This window comes from Pedobacter heparinus (assembly GCF_032678725.1).
GTDB lineage: Bacteria > Bacteroidota > Bacteroidia > Sphingobacteriales > Sphingobacteriaceae > Pedobacter > Pedobacter heparinus_A.
This window is the reverse complement of record NZ_JAVTSC010000001.1, coordinates 211107-231411: the sequence shown is the minus strand read 5'-3', so window position 1 is coordinate 231411 and position 20305 is coordinate 211107. Positions and strand designations below refer to the sequence as shown.

The 20305-nt window shown below is 44.9% G+C and carries 18 protein-coding genes; 4 read left to right on the top strand and 14 right to left on the bottom strand.

Annotated elements, in window-relative coordinates:
- Positions 1-68 precede the first annotated feature (68 nt).
- The 4 genes from R2Q85_RS01000 to R2Q85_RS00985 all read right to left on the bottom strand — a co-directional run bounded on the left by R2Q85_RS01000 (position 69) and on the right by R2Q85_RS00985 (position 4019).
- A complete protein-coding gene (locus R2Q85_RS01000; protein ID WP_316809869.1) occupies positions 69-866 on the bottom strand; it encodes an inositol monophosphatase family protein in 798 nt (265 codons plus the stop codon).
- 12 nt (positions 867-878) lie between these two features.
- Entirely contained in the window at positions 879-2033 is a 1155-nt protein-coding gene (locus tag R2Q85_RS00995) for a prolipoprotein diacylglyceryl transferase (RefSeq protein ID WP_316809868.1), read from the bottom strand.
- Positions 2034-2064: 31 nt separating this feature from the next.
- Positions 2065-3384, bottom strand: coding sequence for a tRNA (N(6)-L-threonylcarbamoyladenosine(37)-C(2))-methylthiotransferase MtaB (gene mtaB, locus R2Q85_RS00990; RefSeq protein WP_316809867.1), 1320 nt, complete (start codon positions 3382-3384; stop codon positions 2065-2067).
- Positions 3385-3452: 68 nt separating this feature from the next.
- Positions 3453-4019: a UbiX family flavin prenyltransferase gene (locus R2Q85_RS00985; RefSeq protein ID WP_316809866.1), complete on the bottom strand. Its 567-nt coding sequence runs from the start codon at positions 4017-4019 to the stop codon at positions 3453-3455.
- A gap of 479 nt (positions 4020-4498) precedes the next feature.
- Here R2Q85_RS00985 and R2Q85_RS00980 point away from each other — a divergent pair, with 479 nt between their 5' ends.
- On the top strand, positions 4499-5368 hold the full coding sequence (locus R2Q85_RS00980; RefSeq protein WP_316809865.1) for an AraC family transcriptional regulator: 870 nt from the start codon (positions 4499-4501) through the stop codon (positions 5366-5368).
- 2 nt (positions 5369-5370) lie between these two features.
- On the opposite strand, the gene R2Q85_RS00975 is transcribed toward R2Q85_RS00980, so the two are convergent.
- From R2Q85_RS00975 to R2Q85_RS00945, 7 genes are read right to left on the bottom strand one after another with little or no spacing between them, the layout of a single operon-like run.
- A complete protein-coding gene (locus R2Q85_RS00975; protein WP_316809864.1) occupies positions 5371-6474 on the bottom strand; it encodes an SGNH/GDSL hydrolase family protein in 1104 nt (367 codons plus the stop codon).
- Positions 6475-6486: 12 nt separating this feature from the next.
- Complete coding sequence (locus R2Q85_RS00970) at positions 6487-7590, bottom strand: SGNH/GDSL hydrolase family protein (RefSeq protein WP_316809863.1); 1104 nt, start codon at positions 7588-7590, stop codon at positions 6487-6489.
- A gap of 24 nt (positions 7591-7614) precedes the next feature.
- Positions 7615-9054, bottom strand: a complete 1440-nt coding sequence (locus tag R2Q85_RS00965; RefSeq protein WP_316809862.1) for a sulfatase — start codon at positions 9052-9054, stop codon at positions 7615-7617.
- Between the two features lie 3 nt (positions 9055-9057).
- Positions 9058-9828: an SDR family NAD(P)-dependent oxidoreductase gene (locus tag R2Q85_RS00960; protein WP_316809861.1), complete on the bottom strand. Its 771-nt coding sequence runs from the start codon at positions 9826-9828 to the stop codon at positions 9058-9060.
- Positions 9829-9845: 17 nt separating this feature from the next.
- Positions 9846-10985, bottom strand: coding sequence for a DUF4861 family protein (locus R2Q85_RS00955; protein WP_316809860.1), 1140 nt, complete (start codon positions 10983-10985; stop codon positions 9846-9848).
- 22 nt (positions 10986-11007) lie between these two features.
- On the bottom strand, positions 11008-11850 hold the full coding sequence (gene kduI / locus R2Q85_RS00950) for a 5-dehydro-4-deoxy-D-glucuronate isomerase (protein ID WP_316809859.1): 843 nt from the start codon (positions 11848-11850) through the stop codon (positions 11008-11010).
- Between the two features lie 60 nt (positions 11851-11910).
- Positions 11911-12954, bottom strand: coding sequence for a LacI family DNA-binding transcriptional regulator (locus R2Q85_RS00945; RefSeq protein ID WP_316809858.1), 1044 nt, complete (start codon positions 12952-12954; stop codon positions 11911-11913).
- 148 nt (positions 12955-13102) lie between these two features.
- On the opposite strand from R2Q85_RS00945, the gene R2Q85_RS00940 reads away from it, so the two are divergent.
- The 3 genes from R2Q85_RS00940 to R2Q85_RS00930 are packed head-to-tail and all read left to right on the top strand — an operon-like array spanning position 13103 to position 15823.
- On the top strand, positions 13103-13837 hold the full coding sequence (locus R2Q85_RS00940; protein WP_316809857.1) for a (Fe-S)-binding protein: 735 nt from the start codon (positions 13103-13105) through the stop codon (positions 13835-13837).
- Positions 13838-13869: 32 nt separating this feature from the next.
- Positions 13870-15249, top strand: a complete 1380-nt coding sequence (locus tag R2Q85_RS00935; protein ID WP_316809856.1) for a lactate utilization protein B — start codon at positions 13870-13872, stop codon at positions 15247-15249.
- The gene (locus R2Q85_RS00930) at positions 15242-15823 is read left to right on the top strand and encodes a lactate utilization protein C (RefSeq protein ID WP_316809855.1); all 582 of its coding nucleotides are present in this window, start codon (positions 15242-15244) and stop codon (positions 15821-15823) included. Before R2Q85_RS00935 ends, R2Q85_RS00930 begins: the two co-directional genes overlap by 8 nt.
- On the opposite strand, the gene R2Q85_RS00925 is transcribed toward R2Q85_RS00930, so the two are convergent.
- The 3 genes from R2Q85_RS00925 to R2Q85_RS00915 form a co-directional block, all read right to left on the bottom strand.
- Positions 15820-17061 (bottom strand): MFS transporter, encoded by a 1242-nt coding sequence (locus R2Q85_RS00925; protein ID WP_316809854.1) that lies wholly within the window; start codon positions 17059-17061, stop codon positions 15820-15822. The genes R2Q85_RS00930 and R2Q85_RS00925 overlap by 4 nt on opposite strands.
- Positions 17062-17177: 116 nt before the next feature.
- Positions 17178-17954, bottom strand: a complete 777-nt coding sequence (gene xth, locus R2Q85_RS00920) for an exodeoxyribonuclease III (RefSeq protein WP_316809853.1) — start codon at positions 17952-17954, stop codon at positions 17178-17180.
- A 136-nt stretch (positions 17955-18090) separates the two neighbouring features.
- A complete protein-coding gene (locus tag R2Q85_RS00915; protein WP_316809852.1) occupies positions 18091-20301 on the bottom strand; it encodes a beta-N-acetylhexosaminidase in 2211 nt (736 codons plus the stop codon).
- Positions 20302-20305: the final 4 nt, after the last annotated feature.

Sequence of the window (20305 nt, the reverse complement as noted above, 5' to 3'; positions counted from 1 at the left end):
TATAAAATATACAAAAAAGGGGATCATGATGAATGATCCCCTTTTTTTGTACCAAACGCTTTCCAATTTTACTGACTGTTAAAGTGTTTGTTCATCAGCGCCAATAGTTCCTGGTCTAAAAAAGCATTGGTTGCTAAAATCTCTCTTTGTTCCATGAATTCAGCTCCACCCTCAAAATTGAGAATATGTCCCCCGGCCTGTTGTACCAGATAAGCGCCGGCAGCAACATCCCAGGAATTCAGGTTATATTCAAAAAAGGCATCAAACCTGCCACAGGCTACATAAGCAAGATCCACTGCCGCAGCCCCTATTCTTCGTAAACCATGGCAGCTCCGCATCATCTCAGAAAAAAGGTTCATATACTGGGCCTGTTTTTCAAACTGATAATAAGGAAAGCCAGTAGCCAGCAGGCAATCTGCCAGCCTGGTCCGGGAAGAAACTACTATGGGTTTGTTATTTAAAAAAGCCTGACCTCCTTTAAAAGTATAAAACATCTCCCCCCTGTTGATCTCATAGACGACACCAATAACGGGTTTATTTTCTTCGTACAGTGCAATGCTAATGGCATAGGTCGGTATACCATGGATAAAGTTGGTTGTCCCGTCAAGCGGGTCAATGATCCAGTTGTAAGTAACTCCGTTCCGGTTTACAGTCTTTTCTTCGGTGACGAATCCAGCCCCAGGTATCAGCTTGGCTAAATTCCGCACCAATTGCTTTTCTGCATTCTTATCCACATAAGAGACCAGATCGTTCAGTCCTTTGAACTCAATGGCCGTCACATCGAAGTTCATGGATTCTTTCCGGATAAAATTACCGGTCAACCTGGCTATAGCAATAACCTTAGCACACAATATTTCGTAGTTCAAATCCTGCAGATATTAATAATTAGCTAATTTTTCCTTATTCCTGACCGAATAGGCCACCAAAAGCAGGCCAGACAGGAACAGCAGGCTGGATATCATTTCAGCTTGGGTAAACCGGACACCTGCTACCTCATACTTGGTATTTACCCTGATCAGTTCTATAAAGAAGCGCTCCAGTCCATTTAGCATTAAATAGATACCAAATAGCATTCCAGGCAATTTAACACGGTGACGGATGCGCCAAAGGATTAAAAAAAGAATAAAACAAACCACTACCTCATAAATAGGTGTCGGATATACGGGAAGTGGCAACTCATTACAAAATTTACCTACGCAACCTGCAATCGGATCGCCTTCATTGGCCACATTGTTGGGATAAGTGTAGCCCCAAAGCCAGTCTGGCAGCCAGCTAAATGGTTTTGGGCTTAGGTTTACAATACCCCAGTCCCCATCGCCAGACATATGGCAGCCAATACGGCCAACGCTGTAGGCGAGCATCATACCAGGGCCACCAATATCCAGCATGTGCAGGGGCTTGATTCCGTTTTTACGGGCGATGTACAATACAGCAGCACCGCCGCAGATCAATCCGCCATAAAAGGTCAATCCGCTAAAGGACAACAGGCTGTTTACCGGATCCTGCACAAAGGTATCCCAGTGCTCCAGGTTATCAAATATTTTGGCGCCTAAAAAGCCCCATACTGCTGCCCAAACGATCAGGTTACCCATCAGTTCGTGAGGGTGCTGGGTTACTTCAACCGTTTTAGGTTTAGGCAGTTTTCCTTTGTTTTTTTCCTGGTAGTCCCACCATGCAAAAAGGCCGGCAAAGAACAAGCCGCCCAATACATTTCCCTTGAGGGATAGCAATACCGTTTGTGCATCACTCACAAAAAGCTTATAGTTTAACAGTGCATAAACCAGTTTATAGCCTATCAAAAAGCCAAAAACTGCATTAGACACCAGCTCTACAGTACTGGCAGGTTTACCTATAGTCACCGTTTTTTTTACCGCATGGAGTATACCCAGGGCTTCTTTGCGTTTAAACTCTTTGGTAAAGGCCCAATAACCTGCAATAAAAGCCAGCGCTACAAAAACGCCGAACGTGTTAAATGGAAGCGGGACCTGTACACCAAAAAGGTATTCTATAAAATGAGATACGGTAGGAAACATACGTGAATAAAAGTTTTATGCGAATATAGGATTAATGCGCTAATACTGCTGCTGTTTCTGCAACTTCTACCTCTCCGTCGGCACTAAGTGCTACTAAGCTGACCGTTTTGATTTCATTGACCAGTACAGGATCATATTTTGCCTTCACTTTTACATAATTTTTAGTAAAGCCATGCATAAACCCATTTTTCTGATCGTCTTCAAACAGAACCTCAGCAATTGTTCCGATCTGTGACTGGTAGAATGCCCTGCGTTTCTTATCTGACAGGATGTGCAGCATCTTACTGCGATCTGCACGGGTACTGCCTGCAACCCGTCCCTTCATTTCGGCTGCCATGGTTTGTTCACGTTCTGAATAAGTAAATACATGCAGGTAAGAAACATCCAGTTCATTCAAAAACTGGTAAGTATCCAAAAAATCCTCCTGGGTTTCGCCCGGGAAGCCTACGATGACATCGACACCAATGCAACAGTTGGGCATTACAGCTTTTATTTTGGCCACGCGTTCGGTATACAGCTCCCGCTGGTAACGCCTGCGCATTAAGCCAAGGATTTTATTGGATCCAGATTGCAATGGAATGTGAAAGTGGGGAACAAACAGCCTGGATTCCGCTACGAATTCAATGATCTCATTGCTCAATAAGTTAGGTTCAATAGAAGATATCCTGATCCTTTCAATCCCTTCAACTTCATCCAGAGCTTTGACCAGATCAAAAAACTGATCTTCACGTTCGCCGTTCCTGATGCCAAAATCTCCAAGGTTTACACCCGTCAACACAATTTCTTTGACGCCGCTTTCGGCGACCTGCCTGGCCCGGTTAACCACATTGGCTATGGTATCGCTCCTGCTGCCACCCCTGGCCAGTGGTATGGTACAATAAGTACAGGGGTAATCACAGCCATCCTGTACTTTTAAAAAAGTACGGGTACGGTCGCCTATGGAATAGGCCGCAATGAAATTATGATTTACTTTCTCTATATTTTGTTGATGGACAACCGCTTTAGGCTGCTTGGTCAGATCAGAAATGTATTCTACAATACGGAATTTTTCAGCAGCCCCCAAAACCATATCTACCCCTTCAATCTCTGCAATTTCCGTAGGTTTCAGCTGGGCATAACAGCCTACTATTGTGATGTAGGCATGCGGCGCGTACTTTAGGGCTTCTTTAACCACCTTACGGCATTTTTTATCTGCATGTTCTGTTACAGAACAGGTATTGATCACGTATACATCTGCCGCATCGGTAAAGTCTACAACGGCATAACCTGCATCGGTAAATAAACGGCCTATAGTTGATGTTTCAGAGAAATTCAACTTACAGCCTAATGTATAAAATGCAACTTTCTTCATCCTTTTCAATTGGTATCCAATGGGCCGTAGCCCACCGAGAATTTGCAAAGGTAAGGTTTTAACTGATATTATTTCTCATTCCAGCGGTAAGTGTCCTGCTCCAGTCCGGCCAGGTCAATAACCCGGCTAACTACCGTCTGTGCCACTTCTTCAATGGTTTTAGGGATGCTATAGAAGGAAGGGTTTGCCGGACAGACGATTCCACCGGCTTCTGTAAGGGTTTTCATGTTATTGATGTGGATCAGGCTAAAAGGGCTGTCGCGAACCACTGCAATGAGTTTCCGGCGTTCTTTTAACACCACATCAGCTGCTCTGGAGATCAGATCATTGGAAATTCCCTGTGCGATACGCCCTAACGTACCCATAGAACAGGGAATAATAATCATGGTGTCATATTTTGCAGAACCGGAGGCAAAAGGGGCATTGAAATCCATTTTCGGATAAAAAGTAAATGGATAGTTGTTGTAGTCCTGGTTGCCCAGTTCAAAACGCCATACCTCTTTTGCATTGTCTGACATGACGACCCCAACTTTTTCCAACTGAGCAGACAGCTTTAACAGATTATCTAACAACAGTTTAGCATAAACAGATCCACTGGCACCGGTAATGGCAACGATTAATTTCCTTTTACTCATAGCTGGCATAAAGATACGGGATGCATTGCCAACAAAAAAGGGCCGAATATAAATATTCGACCCTACATCTACCTATGAAAAACATACCCTCGAAAGGGTAAGCTCAAATGTAACTATCTTTTTTAATAAATGAAAGTTTAAACATACTTTTTTCATCCTTATTTCATTTGCTTTTTCAGCAGTATTTATTTTTTTGCTATTGCCTTTCGGAGGTTTAGTGGTGACAAAGCCTTCCTGGTTTTTCAAATTCTGTATCCTACTGGAAAAACCGCACAATAAGCGGGCAAGGCCAGCCTAAACAAAACCGAAAAAAAGAGTAATGAAGTTATCGCTGCCCGTCTTGCAAAAATAAATATTAAGCGTTTTTGGCATTATCTATTGCAATTTTGTCTACTATTACGTATTTATAAAACATTTTTTTTAATTTTAAAATCGTACCTAACCAATATGATCATCCTGATAGATAAAATAATAAACAGATGAAACCCCAGTTGCTTAAAGTTTCCAATAACCTGGTAAATTCATTTAGTGCCAGGAGAGATAAAGTACCTTACATTAACAACCGCTGGCATTATCACCCCGAGGTTGAACTGATCTACTTTAAAAAGGGAAACGGAACCCAGTTTATTGGCGACAGCATCAAACGTTTCAGTTCGGGCGATATCGTATTGGTTGGGGCATACCTGCCGCATTACTGGAAGTTTGATGAAATATATTTTAATGAAGATGAACAGAACAATGCTGATGTAGTGGTGGTTCATTTCTGCGAAAACTTCTGGGGCAATCATTTCCTTTCTCTTCCTGAAAACAAGGGGATCAGACTTACGCTGGAAAAAGCCCAGAGAGGCATACAGATCAGGGACAAAAACAAGAAACAAATCGGTGTACTGATGGAAGATATCTTGCAGGCAACGGGTCCGGCAAGAATTATTTTACTGATGGAAGCCCTACTGGCGATTGAGAGCAGTGTTCAGGACAAAGCATTATCTTCCATGGGTTTCCGGAACAATTTTGAAGAAACCGAGAATGAGCGGATCAATGCCATCTACAATTATTCGCTAATGAATTTTAAACGGAAGATTGCAATGGAAGAAATGGCTGCTGTTGCCAACATCAGCCCCAATTCCTTTTGCAGGTATTTTAAATCAAGAACGCGTAAAACCTATACCCAGTTCATCAGTGAGATCAGGGTGGGTCATGCCTGTAAGCTACTGATAGAGGACAGCATGAATGTAAAGCAGATCTGTTATGAAAGCGGCTTTCATAATTTTGCCAGCTTTCATAAACATTTTAAAATGATAACGGGCCAGAGCCCGCTAAATTATCAGAAATCTTACCTTAGTAAATAAGTTTATTTTATTTTACGGATTACCTTTTCATAAGCATCTGCATAACGCATCATCCCGATATCGTTTGGATGGGTCCCATCCACCATCGTCTCAATATCCTGGTTAATTTCAGCTTTAGACAGGTAATAGATGTTTTTTATACCTTTTGCTTTCATGGCAGCATAAGTTGCCTTCAATACAGCATTTACCCTTTCATAGGCTTTTGTACGGGGCTGGCTGATCCCTCCATCTGTATATCCGTCGTGTTCGGTCAGCAAAATGGGTACACCTGGCTTTTTCGATTGCAAATGGGCTACCGCATCTTCAATTTTTTGTTTGATGATCTCATTGGTAAAAGCCTCTCCCGTTAAATTAGGTAAACAATCCAGGATATACAATCCGGCATCGATTTCAGGGAGTAACGCTACAATCTCTTTTTCCAATCGTCCGTTGCCTGAAAAAGCCAGGTTAATGACAGGCCGCTCAAGTTTACGGCTTAACATAGAAGACCAGGTAAGGCCCGGACGACTCGCACATGCGCCCTGTGCAATAGAAGTACCATACACCACGATTGGCTTTTGCGTGGATAAAGGCAATGGTGTAAACATACTTTCTTTAGGCACACTGATTTCCATCCAGCGCACCGAATTGTATAAAGGAAGGTAAAGTGTATATTCCCTTTCCTTCAGATCAGCGGTTTCCAGGTTTAAGAAACGGTATACAATGGTATCTCCGAAAGCGTATTTTCCGGCAGACCAAAGCCATTCGCCTTTACTGCCTTTTGCATATAGATCTACCCCGCTAACACCGGTTGCCGGCATGTGTGGCATTTGTACCGGTCCTTTTACCTGGTACTTCACCACGATCTCGCTGGCGTTTGACCTGAACCGGAGGTTAAGCCCGGTACTGTTCTTAGATAAATTCCAGACCGGCTGGCGCACCAGTTGCTCGGCTCTTGCCGGAAAACGATCATAATAGTCTTTTGCTTCTGTTGCCCAGGCCTGCCCGGCTACCAGGCTTTTTGGTTCTTTGGCAGGGTTCCATGTTTTGTATTCTTTTACATTCTGGGCAATACAGAAATGCGTTGTTGCTGACAGCAGCATGAAAAGGAAGAGTTTCCGATACATTTGATTTAAGGATTATTTTATTTTTCTAATTGCTTTTTCATAGGCCTCGGCATAATGCATCATGCCGATATCATTTGGATGGGTACCATCTACGGTACTTTCGATATCCTGATTGATGGCTGCCTTTGAAAGCAGGTAGACCTGCTTTACTCCTTTTTCTTTAAGTTTGGCAAAGGCAGTGTTTAAGGCAAAATTTACGCGCTCGTAAGCTTTCCTGGCATTAGGGTTCAAGCCATCATCCATATGGCCATCATGTTCAGTGAGCAGAATGGGCACTCCCGGTCTTTTCAGCTGCAAATGTGCAACTGTGGCTTCTACTCTATTTATGATCTCCTCATTGGTATATTCCGGTCTGGTTAAATTGGGAAGACAGTCCAGCACATACAAGCTGGCGTCAATCTCCGACAGCAGTTCACAAACCTCTTTTTCCAGCTGTCCGTTACCGGAAAAGCCAAGGTTAACAACCGGCCGGTCTAGTTTACGTCCTAAGATGGAAGTCCAGGCCAGCCCGGGCCGGCTTGCAGATGCCCCCTGTGCAATGGAAGTTCCATAAACCACAATTGGTTTTTGTACCGAAGCGGGTATAGGGGTTAATGTGCTTTGTTCGGGCACGATGATTTCCATCCAGTTCACCGAATTGTATAAAGGCAGGTACAGGGTATATTCCGGCACCGAATGATCAGCCGTTTTAAGGTTTGTGAAGCGGCATACGATGGTATCTCCATAGGTATATTTTCCAGCAGCCCAAACCCAATGGCCATCCGCACCCTTTGCGTACAGGTCGAGCCCACTTACCCCAGTTGCAGCCATGTTGGGCATTTGTATGGAACCGGAGGTGCCATATCTCACGATCATCCCGGGAGCATCGGATTTAAACCTCAGGTAGAGTCCGGCGCTATTTCTGGATAACTTCCAAACGTCTGTACGCACCGAGGTTGCTGCTTTTGCAGGAAACCGGTCATAATAATTTTTTAAGCCGGTATGCCAGCCCTGTCCGTTCACTGCACTTGCCTGATCATTTGCAGGATTCCATATTTTACTTTGTCTGATATTTTGGGCAATACACAAATGCGTTGTTGCCGCCAGCAGCATTAAAAGGGTGACTTTCCGGTACATGGCTTAAATATAGTAAAATAGTTTTTAATTGACCCGGGCAGGCTCGCGCAGATTTTTGCCTTTCCGGCCGGTAAGATCGTCGCCGAGATCAGTCCTGGCGTCCTCCGCCAAAACCAAAATCTTTTTTACGATTTCCGGGTACTGGAGCTGAACGTCATAAGCCTCTCCGGGATCATGCGCAAGATCATATAGGCCCATCTTTACCTCCAGCCTTGTTGCAGCACCTGGTAAACCGTCCTTACCGTGCATATCGCTGGTATAAGAGACAGACTGATGGGACAGCACCAATTTCCAGTGCTTATACCGTACCGCTTTTAAACTATTGGCGTTGTAGTAATAATAAAAAACCTGCCTTGGGTCTTTGTCAGACTTACCGAGCAGTAAACCTTCAAAGCTCAGGCCATCTATCTTATTTTTCGGCGGGGGCGCATGGGTGATGTCCAGTAAGGTTGGCAGGATATCCATATTGGTCAGCAGCTCGCTGTTCACACTGCCGGCTGCCACCTTGCCGGGCCAGCGGATGATACAGGGCACCCGGGTGCCTCCATCCCATACCGTCATTTTACCACCCCTAAAACCACCTGAAGAACCTGCATGGTTACCAAACCGCAACCAGGGCCCATTGTCGCTCATCACGATAAGAATGGTATGCGCAGCTAATTTATTTTTATCCAGGGCGTTTATGATCTCCCCAACAGACCAGTCCAGTTCCATGATCACATCCCCAAAAAGTCCCAGTTCACTTTTACCCCTGAACCTGGCCGAAGCCGCCAGCGGTACATGTGGCATCGGATGAGCCAGGTAAAGAAAAAAAGGATGGTGTTTATTTTGTTCAATAAAGCCAACAGCTTTTTGGGTAAAAGTGCCCGTAAGTTTGGCCTGGTCATCGAGTGTGTTGTTATAGGCAACCACTTTATCCCCATCCAGTATGGGAAGCTTTGGATATCTCTTTTTTCCGGGAACTGAATCCTCAGGTTTGCCATAGTAATCTACAGGCCACATGTCATGTGAATAGGGCAATCCGTAAAAACTGTCAAAACCATAATGAACCGGAAGATTGGGCGCTTTACTTCCCAGATGCCATTTGCCAAGCATGGCCGTTTTGTAACCTGCTTTCTTTAGCAATGAAGCTATGGTTTCCTCCGCAGTATTTAGGGCTGTTTTGGAGACCGGGGACAACGCACCGCTCAATCCTAAGCGGTTGGGGTAACAACCGGTTAATAATGCTGCTCTTGACGGACTGCAAACCGCCTGAGCAGCATTAAAATGTGTAAACCGCATACCCTGCGCTGCCAATTTGTTAAAGTTAGGCGTGGGTATGCCGGTCATTCCATAGGGTTCAGTGTCGCCATAGCCCATATCATCCATATTGATAATGATCACATTAGGCTGATCAATTTTTCCAGACTGGGCATAGCCAGCAGAAAAACAAAAAAGGGACAATATCAGCAACCTGGCGTTCATATACTACCTCCCCATCCAGCCGCCATCTACTGTCATGACCGTGCCATGCATGTAATTTGATGCCGCTGAGGCAAGGAATACCACAGGGCCTTTAAAATCTTCTGCCTCACCCCAGCGACCTGCAGGAATGCGTTCCATAATGGAGCGGCTGCGATCTTCATCAGCCCTCAGGGCTGTAGTGTTGTCTGTAGAAATGTAACCCGGCGCAATGGCATTTACATTTACCCCTTTTGATGCCCATTCATTGGCAAAAGCTTTGGTTAACTGACCAATGGCACCTTTACTGGCCGCATAACCAGGCACGGTAATGCCACCCTGGAAGGTGAGTAAAGAAGCGGTAAAAATCACTTTACCACTCCCCCTGGCAATCATGTCTCTTCCAATTTCCCTGGTCAGGATAAATGGAGCAGTCTGGTTTACAGCTACTACCTCATCCCAGAACTCATCAGGATGCTCTGCAATTGGTTTCCTAAGGATGGTCCCGGCGTTGTTCACCAGGATATCGATCACCGGGTGATCTGTTTTTACCTGCTCACAGAATGTTTTTATGGCTTCCCGGTCGTTAAAGTTACACTGATAAGCGTAAAACTTCCTGCCCAATGCGTTTACTGATGCAGCAACCTCGCTGCCATTGAGCTCCAGATTGGCTGAAACCCCGATGATATCTGCTCCCGCTTCAGCCAATGCTTCAGCCATTGCTTTGCCAATACCGCGTTTACAACCGGTAACCAAAGCTACTTTTCCTTTTAAATTAAATAAATCTAGTACTGCCATTTTTATTGCTTTATATCTTATTGCACAGCGGCTGTTAGCGGTTGCTGCAATTGTTGTTTAAAATTATTCAGATAAGTAAACCACGCCTGTGCATTGGTTATTTCATTGCCTTTACTCCAGGCCGAACCGTTATAGTACAACACAGCTTCTCCGCTTTTTGCTGAAGTATGGCTTAGTAAATGGGCTTTATCGGTATCCATGGTTACTGGTCCGGCTGCAATCAGGGTAGCTACACCAGTGGTGCCGTCTACGCCATGCTGTGGCTCCCAATACGCTAAAATCCCTTTTTGCTCATCCATTAAAATGGTGCCTGCTTCTTTTCTTTTCACAATGCCTACCACTACCGGCAAGCTGTCACCCTGATAAGTATATACCGCGGCTATTCTGTTCATATGCGAACCAGCATCCAGGCTAATGGTTTTAGTTACCGTTACAGATTTTCCGGCAACATCCCAGGCATCATAACCCAGCTGAAATGTGGTGCGCAGCGGACCATTATCCAGTACTTTCCAATGGTGGTAGTTTAACGGGAAATAAACGGAATCTTTTACAAAAGGCGCAATATCGCCGGCGCCCAGTGTAAGTCCGACACTGTAATAATCCATTCCATCGCCATGATCGGTATGGTAATCACCACTTTTGTACCAGTCATTGATCACCAGTTTGCTTGTCCGTTTTACCCAGACATCGGTGCCAAATGCATTGTCTTTTCTGGTCTCCAGGGCTTTTCCATACATACGGAAAGCTACTTTGTCATTTTCCCAGGCAAAATCATCATAACGCTCAGGTACATAGCGCCCAAAGGTTTTTTTAGCCACTGCTGCAGCTTTGCCAGGTACGATTAAAAATTTAGCACTGGCATTCGCTTTCAGGCTTACCTGCAGCAACAGGTTTTGTATCGCAGCCTGTCCGCGGTGTTCCAGCTGAAAAGGGACTTCTTTCCGGGTTACTGCATGGATCACTTTAAAATTAGCCGTATCAATGCGGGGATACCTGGCTGTTACCTTATCCCAGCTTAGGGCTACAAGGGCATTTACCCGGTCCAGTTTTGCAGGATTGCTTACGGTTATTGTCGCTTTGGCTCCGGTGCTTTGCGCCATAACAGGTAGGCACAGTGCAGGGAACAACAGTAAAAGACCGATTATTTTATTCATCATATATATCAGTTAAGGTTACAGCTTATTTTAATTCAGTGATGGCACAATAGTCCATATCTCCATAGTCAAGGTTCTCACCTGCCATGCCCCAGATAAAGGTATAATTACTGGTCCCGGCTCCGGAATGGATAGACCAGTTGGGTGAAATTACCGCCTGCTCATTCTGCATCCAGATGTGCCTGGTTTCCTGAGGTTCGCCCATAAAATGACAAACACTTTGTCCCTGTGGCACTTCAAAATAGAAATACACTTCCATCCTTCTGTCGTGCGTATGCGCCGGCATGGTATTCCAGACGCTTCCGCTTTTCAGTTCGGTCATGCCCATCTGCAGCTGGCAGGTTGGCAATACACTGTTTACCAACAATTTGTTGATTATCCTGTGATTGGCAGTTTCAGGTGTACCCAGCTCTACAATTTCAGCATCCGCTTTGGAAACCTTTTTGCTGGGATAACTCTGGTGTGCAGGCGCAGAATTGATGTAAAATTTTGCAGGGTTATTTTTATCATCAGACGCAAAAGTTACCTCTTTAGTCCCTTTGCCCAGGTATAAGGCTTCCTTAAATTCAAGTTCATAAGTTATTCCATCTGCAACAACTTTACCTTTTGCCCCTACGTTAATAATCCCCAATTCCCTTCTTTCCAGGAAATAAGCAGCCTTTAGGTTTTCAGGATTAGACAGTGCTACTGCTTCATTTACCGGCATCACCCCACCGGTGATGTAACGGTCGAAATGGGACAGGGTCAAATTAACAGCATCAGCTTCAAACAAGCTTTCCATTAAAAAATTCTTACGCAAAGCAGCAGTATCAAATTGTTTTGCTTCGCCCGGGCTAACCGCATAGCGGCTTTCAAAAGATGTATTCATTGTTTTTTTTTATTTATTTCATCGCAATTCAAAGAATTGCTATTGTGTTTTACGATTCATTTAAATGGTACTGCTCGACATTCTGCTGATCAGTTTTACAGGGACAACCACTGGTTCAGTTTTGTAGGTAGCGCCTTCATGATCAGGGCTTAGCAAATCAACCAGTGTTTCCACAATCCGCTTCCCTACCAGGTTTGGAAATTGCTCAACAGAAGTAATTGACGGACTGATGATCGCCGTGCGGGGATCATTGGAATAACCGGCAATTTTTAATTTTTCAGGTATGGCTATTCCCGCGGCCTTGGCAAACTCAATGGCAGCAATGGCTGTGGTATCATTATCGGCGAATAGCGCATCCGGCACTTCAGTTGTTTCAAATAACTTCTGCATGGCTTTAATCGCATTTTCATGGCTCAGCTCCTGATGAAAGATCCAGTCCTGGTTTACAGGCAAACCCTGTTCTTCCATTGCTTTTAAAAATCCTGCAGCCCTGTCCTGGTAAAGGTTAGAAGTTAAAGGCCCTGATATGTGGGCTATTTTTTTAGAACCGGCAGCGATCAGATGGCTTGTAGCAGTATAGGCACCTTGAAAATCGTCACCTTTAATCAATGTTGCTTTATAAGGGTTTACCGGAACCCTGTCGTAAAAGATCACCGGGGTATCGTGTTCTACAAATTTATCAAAATGCCCGAAATCAATGGTTTGCAAGGTGCAGGCAGCAATCAGTGCATCTACCCTGGAGGCATAGAGGGTTTCCGCCAGTTCGCGCTCCATACGCACAGAATCATTGGACTGGCAGATGATGAGGTGATAACCATGCTTGTGCAAATCGTTCTGAATGGTGGTAATTACCTCTGCATGAAAAAACATGGACACCCTTGGGATGATCAGCCCAACGGTACGGGTCCGGTTGCTCCTTAAGCCCGAAGCCATATGGTTGCGGCGGTAGCCCAGCTTGGCAGCCATCTCCACCACATCGTTCCGTGTCTTTTCCTTCACATAAGGATGGTTGTTCAGTGCCCTTGAAATGGTTGCAGGAGAAAGCTTTAACGCTTCTGCGATATCCAGTATGGTGTTTTGATAAGTCTTTTTTCCAGTAGCCATGGTCCTGTAATAATTGGCAAGCTACATACTTTTTTCTTGATATGAAAACGTTTTCATAATTTATCGAGAATGTTACCCGGGGTATGATGGCACAGGATGGTCTGATGAGTTAAAAACGCTATCTTTAGCCCCATAACCCTATATATACATGAACGTAGGCCTTTTTGTACCCTGTTATATCGATCAGTTTTATCCAAATGCCGCTATTGCTACCTTAAATCTATTAAGCAAACTTGGCATAACAGTAAAATATCCTGTCAATCAAACCTGTTGCGGGCAGCCGATGGCCAATTCCGGATTTGAGCATTTAACGCAGGGTTGTAATGAGCTGTTTATTGATAATTTTGCGGAGTTTGATTATGTAGTTTCCCCTTCGGGAAGCTGCGTATTACACATCAAAGACCACCTGCACTCTCCAACGGAGGAAGCTAAGGCATCAGGGATCAGGAAGAAAGTTTATGAGCTTACGGAATTTTTAACCGATATACTTAAAGTAGAACAGCTAAACGCCCGTTTTCCGCACAAAGTTGGGGTACACCAGAGTTGCCATGGACAACGCGGACTGATGCTGGCACAGATGACAGAGCTGGTGGAGGCTCCTTTTTCAAAACCTTTGCAATTGTTAAAAATGGTGGAAGGCCTGGAGCTGGTGGAGCTGAACAGACCTGACGAATGCTGTGGTTTTGGCGGTACATTTTGTGTTGCTGAAGAAGCAGTTTCGGTAAAAATGGGAAAAGACCGCGTAGCAGATCATTTGAAAAATGGTGCGGAATACATCACGGCAGCAGATATGTCTTGTTTAATGCACATGGAAGGCATCCTGCGTAGACAGAACAGTAAGGTTAAGGTGCTGCACATTGCAGAGATATTAAATGCAGAATAGTTTTAAACGGAAAGCCAAGCAATAAAAAACACATGAGTTCAGCAACAAAAGATCACGCCGGCTTAGCTGACATCTTTAATCAGGATGAGGAAAGGGTAAACTGGCACGATGAAACTTTATGGTTTGTGCGCGCCAAACGTGACAAGGCCGCCCATAACATCCCTGAATGGGAATCTTTACGAGAAGCAGCTTCGCTGATCAAGAACAATGTTTTATCTAACCTGCACGATTATCTGGTAGAATTTGAAACGCAGGCACAAAAAAATGGAGTAACCGTACACTGGGCAGCCAATGCTGAAGAACACAACCAGATTGTGCACAGGATATTGAAAGCCCATGGCGTTAACAGGCTCATCAAAAGTAAATCTATGCTTACGGAGGAGTGCCATTTAAATGAGTACCTGAAAAATAATGAAATTGAGGTGATCGATACCGATCTGGGTGAACGGATTGTGCAGCTTGCGCAGGAGCCGCCCAGTCATATTGTATTGCCCTGTATCCATAAAAAGAAAGAAGAAATCGGCGAACTGTTCCATGAACACCTGGGTACCCCGGAAGGTATGGCCGATCCGGTATTTTTAACAGCTGCCGCCCGGGAACACCTGCGCGAAACCTTTTTAACACGCAAAGCGGCCATCACCGGCGTAAATTTTGCCGTTGCCGAGACCGGAGAATTTGTGGTTTGTACCAATGAAGGAAATGCGGATATGGGCGCACACCTTGCCGACGTACACATTGCCTGTATGGGTATTGAAAAGATCATCCCTAAACGCAGGAACCTGGGTGTGTTTTTAAGGTTACTGACCAGGAGCGCTACCGGACAACCGATCACTACCTATTCCAGTCATTTTAAAAAACCAAGGCCGGGACAGGAAATGCACATTGTACTGGTTGACAATGGCAGGACCACGCAATTGAGCCGCCCGGATTTTAGAAATTCCCTGAAATGTATCCGCTGTGCGGCCTGCATGAACACCTGCCCAGTTTACCGCAGAAGCGGTGGCCATAGCTACCATACTGCTGTTGCGGGACCTATAGGTTCTATCCTTGCCCCCAACCTGGACATGCGGGAATATGCAGACCTGCCCTTTGCCTCTACCCTTTGCGGCTCCTGCAGCAATGTTTGCCCGGTGAAAATCAACATACACGAACAATTGTATAAATGGCGGCAGGTGATTGTAAAAGAGGGCTATGCCGATCCCAAAAAAAAAATAGCGATGAAAGCTATGGAATTTACCCTGTCGAGCCCTTTTGTTTATAAAAATGCCGGTAAGGCCGGCCGCTGGTTTATGAAACATGCGCCTTTTACCGTAAACAATAAACTAAACCTTTGGTACCAGCACCGTGAAATGCCTGAAGTGCCTGAACAATCATTTGGAGAATGGTATAAAAAGAACAAAAAACATGAGTAGCAGAGCAGATATATTGGCCAAAGTATTACAAAACCAGCCTGAATTACAAGTGCTTCCGGAAGACCTGAGCACTCAGTTTCCGGCAATTGACCCTGTTGAGGCTTTTAGAACCATATTGACGGCCATAGGTGGCGCATTTATTGATGCCCCGGACCATCAGTCTGTTCAGCAATATATATCGGAGCACTTTACAGGGCAAAGGATCATATCTACTTTGCCTGAACTCGCAGCAGTATCAGAACAAGGCTGGGAAAACCAGGATCCGCATACTTATGCAAATGTAGATCTGGCCATCATTGCCGCGCATTTTGGCGTTGCAGAGAATGCCGCATTATGGATTACCGAAGACCTGATGCACCAAAGGGCTGTACCTTTCATATGCCAGCAACTAGCAGTGGTTGTGCGCAAAAAAGACATCCTGCAAACCATGCATGATGCTTATTTAAAAATAGGCACAGCTGATTACGGTTTTGGAAGCTTTATTGCAGGCCCCTCTAAAACTGCTGATATAGAGCAGTCGCTGGTGCTTGGCGCTCATGGCCCAAAAAGCATGACGGTGTTTGCACTGGATTAATCCTCGATAAAATCAAGGTCTTTGTGATGGGTTTCCGGAATGGTACGGATACAATAGAAACCTATACCAAAACAAAGCAGCCCAACAACTGCTGCCGAATTAATGGCCAGCAGGCCGGGCTTTAAACCTGTATATAATGTGGTCATCAAAACTACCGTCCCCCTTACCATATTGGGTATGGTGGTAGCAGCTGTAGCCCGTACATTGGTACCAAACTGTTCGGCTCCGATGGTGACAAACATGGCCCAGTAGCCTATTCCAAAACCGATCCAAAGACACATCGCGTAAAGTCCCTTATCGGTACTGATGCCCCCGTAAAGATAGATGATACTGCCAATTGCAGTAAAAATCATTAAATAAGTTACCGCTCTTATGCGCGATTCCAGCCAATAGCTCACCAGGCCACTGACCAGGTCGCCGGCTGCAAGCCCGACATAACACCACATTACCGCCAGCCCGGGTTTGATCGCTTCTGCAATACCCAGGGCTTTGCCAAATTCATTGCTGAATGTAGCCAGAATGCCTATGACATACCAGGTAGGCAAACCTATACCAATACATTTCAGGTACAGGACCAACCTGCTTTTTTTAGTAAAGAAAGAAAGGAAATTACCTTTAGCCACCTGGTGTTTTTCTTTCATGGAGTGGAACATCCCGGATTCAAATACACCTATCCTTAAAAACAAGAGCAGTATGCCCATACCCCCACCTATGAAATAAGCATTTCTCCAGCTAAACAGTTCTACAGTAAAATAGCCTACTACCGCACCCAACAAGCCCACTCCTGCCACTACCGATGTGCCTATTGCCCTTAATCTTTTGGGCAGGCTTTCGGATACCAGGGTAATCCCGGCACCCAGTTCGCCGGCCAGGCCGATACCTGCGATAAACCGGAGTGCTTTATACACGGTTACATCGTGTACAAAACCACAGGCGAAGTTTGCTATGGAATAAGTAATGATGGAGCCAAACAATACAGAAAGCCTCCCTTTTTTATCACCGAGCACACCCCAGAGAATGCCTCCCAGCAATAAACCGGTCATTTGCCAGTTCAAAATGCTTGCGCCTTGTATAGAGACCTCAGCTTCGTTGAGGCCCAGTTCGGTTAAGCTGGGTATGCGCACGATGCCGAATAAAAGCAGGTCATAGATGTCTACGAAATAGCCTAAAGAGGCTACAATAACAGGGGCGCTGAACAGGTAAGCTGCTGCACTTTTCTCTTTGCTGAGGTCGGTCATCTGGTTATTTTAATTTGGTTGGTTATGACGCCGCTAAAATATTTAATTATTATAAATATCCGTCAGTTATTTTCTAACAGTGGGTAATTAAACAAAAAACAACTTGAAAATCATATTTATTTGGCTTTCAGCTCAATCCAAACCGGTGCATGGTCGCTTGTTTTTTCCCAGCCACGAACATTCCGGTTTACACCGGCAGCAACAAGCTGATTACTGATGTTCGGGCTCAGCAGAAAATGGTCAATACGTAAACCCGCGTCACGGCCATAGGCATTGCGGAAATAATCCCAGAAAGTATAGATCTGGTCCATTGGGTAAAGCTTCCTGATGGCATCTGTCCAACCCTGTTCTACCAGTTTTTTGAATGCCGCACGGGTTTCCGGCCGGAACAAGGCATCGTCTACCCAGCGCTCAGGTTTATACACATCCAGTTCTGTTGGCATCACATTGTAATCTCCGGTTAATACCACCTGCTGCCCGGATGCCAGAAGTTCAGCAGCATGAACAGTTAACCGCTGGAACCAGCCCAGTTTATAATCAAACTTTGGTCCCGGAGCGGGGTTTCCATTAGGTAAATAAAGACAGCCAATAGTTATTCCGTTAACCTGCGCTTCTATGTACCTGCTGTGAAGGTCTTCTTCATCTCCGGGCAAGCCACGCCTGATTTCCTTAATTTCTGCGGTTTTTGAAAGTATAGCTACACCATTCCAGCTTTTCTGCCCATGCCAGATCGCATGATAACCGGCATCCCGTATGGCCTGCTCCGGAAATTTTTCCTGAGGAGCCTTTAACTCCTGCAGACAGGCTACATCCGGCTTTGTTTCTTCCAGCCAACGTAACAACACTGGCAAACGTCCATTTACTCCATTTACATTATAAGTTGCAATTTTCATAGGTATCCAATTTAATAAAAACACGGCGATGCAGCAATAGTTTTTTACATTTCCGGACCAGGGCTCGGTTGAACCTGTCCTTTAAAAAAATAAATACCTGGTTTATACAGCGTTTAAGTCCGGATGCTGGTCATGTTTATTCCTTTTTCAAAAATACAGCGCCCGCTGAATCATTGCTGATCTCGCCGCGAACCTGGGCCTTAACCTTAAATGAAGCCCCGGTTTCATAGTCGCTGATGCTAAATTTATAGGTATTGTTTTTGGCAACTCTACCCGTATACCCATCATGAATATCCTCTGCTATTTTTACACCATTTTTAAAGAGCTCAATGCGCTGTATATCCAAACGCGAGGCGCCTTGTGTGTACCAGAACGAAAGTTGATAATTACCATTCTGATTAACTTTTCCGGTAACGTTAATTTCCATACTGTCGAATGTTTTTCCTTTAACCGCTGCGGGGGCCCACTCTTTAACCAAGACTCCATAAGGCTTAAACTTGTCATATTTTGCAGGAAAATAGAGCGGCAATGAGTATTGATTGCGGTTTACCACCGTAATCGCATAAAAATTTTTCAAACTGTCAACCTTTACCGGGCCAGCGTAAACGGACGAAAAAACGTTGGGCCTGGTTCCGTCTGTTGTATAGCGGATCTCAGCACCCTTAACCGTATTCTCCAGGTTCAGCACAAATCCATCAGTTCCTTTTTTATTACTGATCAGTTTGGGGAGCGGAACTCTGTATCCATAGCCCGCATGGTCATAGCGCTGGTAATGCCTGCTGATGCGCTGCTCAAAATCTGTCCAGCTTTGTTTATTTAGCGGTGTCCAGCAAACCTCAGCCAGGGATGCCATGCGCGGAAAGGCCAGGTAATCCATATATTTTTCCGATCGGTTCTCATTCAATTGCCGCATTTCCTGTAATGCAGTACCATGAATAAACTGATCGGACCATAAAGCACCCTGCGCACCCAATATCTGCGGACGGTATTTTTCATCCAGCCCCCTGATCATAGGATTGAGCTGATAAGCCTTTTCCAGTGAGATCGGCGGGATCCAGGTTGCTGCCTGAACCTCTCCTGGCATATCACTTTCAGCAGCATCGAGATAGCTGAATTCGGTTAAGGTCATCACCGAATAATGGCCGGCTTTTGACGCCTTAATGGCTTTTTCCGGATTATGCCAGATCATACCAACCACCTTATCTGTTAAACCATCTTCGATAATCTCATCCCAGCCCACAATCGTTTTACCATATTTTTTAACCATCTTTTGTACCCGATGGTTAAAATAAACCTGCAAATCTTTCTCATTTTCCAGGTTGAGTTCTTTTTTACGTTTCTGACAATACGGACAAGCCTTCCAGCGGTCGTACTTGGCTTCGTCTCCGCCGATGTGGATATATTTAGAAGGAAATAGGGCAAAAGTTTCAGCAAATACGTCTGCAAGGAAATCAAAAGTCGATTCCTTGCCCACGCAATACAGTTCCCTGCTGATAGAATGTTGGGTCTGTACCGTATATTGTTCGCCGGTGCAGCACAAATGCGGATAAGCGGCAATAGCTGACAAAGTATGCGCCGGCAATTCAATTTCAGGAATCACATCCACATTACGGGCAGCAGCATAGGCTACCATTTCTTTGATGTCATCCTGGGTATAATAACCGCCCTGTCGGTCGGCACCCAGTCCGCTCCAGGCACCAACGGATGTTAACTTTGGATATTTTTTGATCTCGAGTCTCCAGCCCGAATCATCAACCAGGTGCAGGTGCAGCACGTTCAGTTTATACATGGCCATCATATCTATAAACTTCAGTACATATGCTTTACTGAAAAAATACCGGGCGACATCCAGCATCATCCCCCTCCAGGGATACAAAGGTGCATCTTCTATATCTGCCCCCTCAATTTTCCAGGTGGTTTGTTTCTGGCGCTGTTTGTTGTAAATAGCCGGCGGCAGCATTTGCAGCATGGTTTGGACACCATAAAAAACACCGGCCGGACTGGCACCATGGATCAGGACCTGATCGTTCTGCACGCTTAAACGGTATCCCTCTTTATTTGCAGCAAATGTTTGATCTAACCTCAATATGATCCCCTTTTGCAGGCCTTTACCAAGTTCGGCAAGTGCAAAATCAAATCCGGTAGCAGGAGACAGGGCTGCGGACAGCAATTCTGCCTCGGCCTTCAGGCCTTTTTCATAGTATATTTTAGTATCCGAAGCTATGGTAAAAGAATTCCCGTTTGCTTTGATATTTTTGGGCAAAGGAATAATGTCCGATTGTGCAAAGGTGTTTAGCGTGTTCATCAATAAAAAACAAAGCAACAGCCATTTGTTTAATTTCATCATAAGG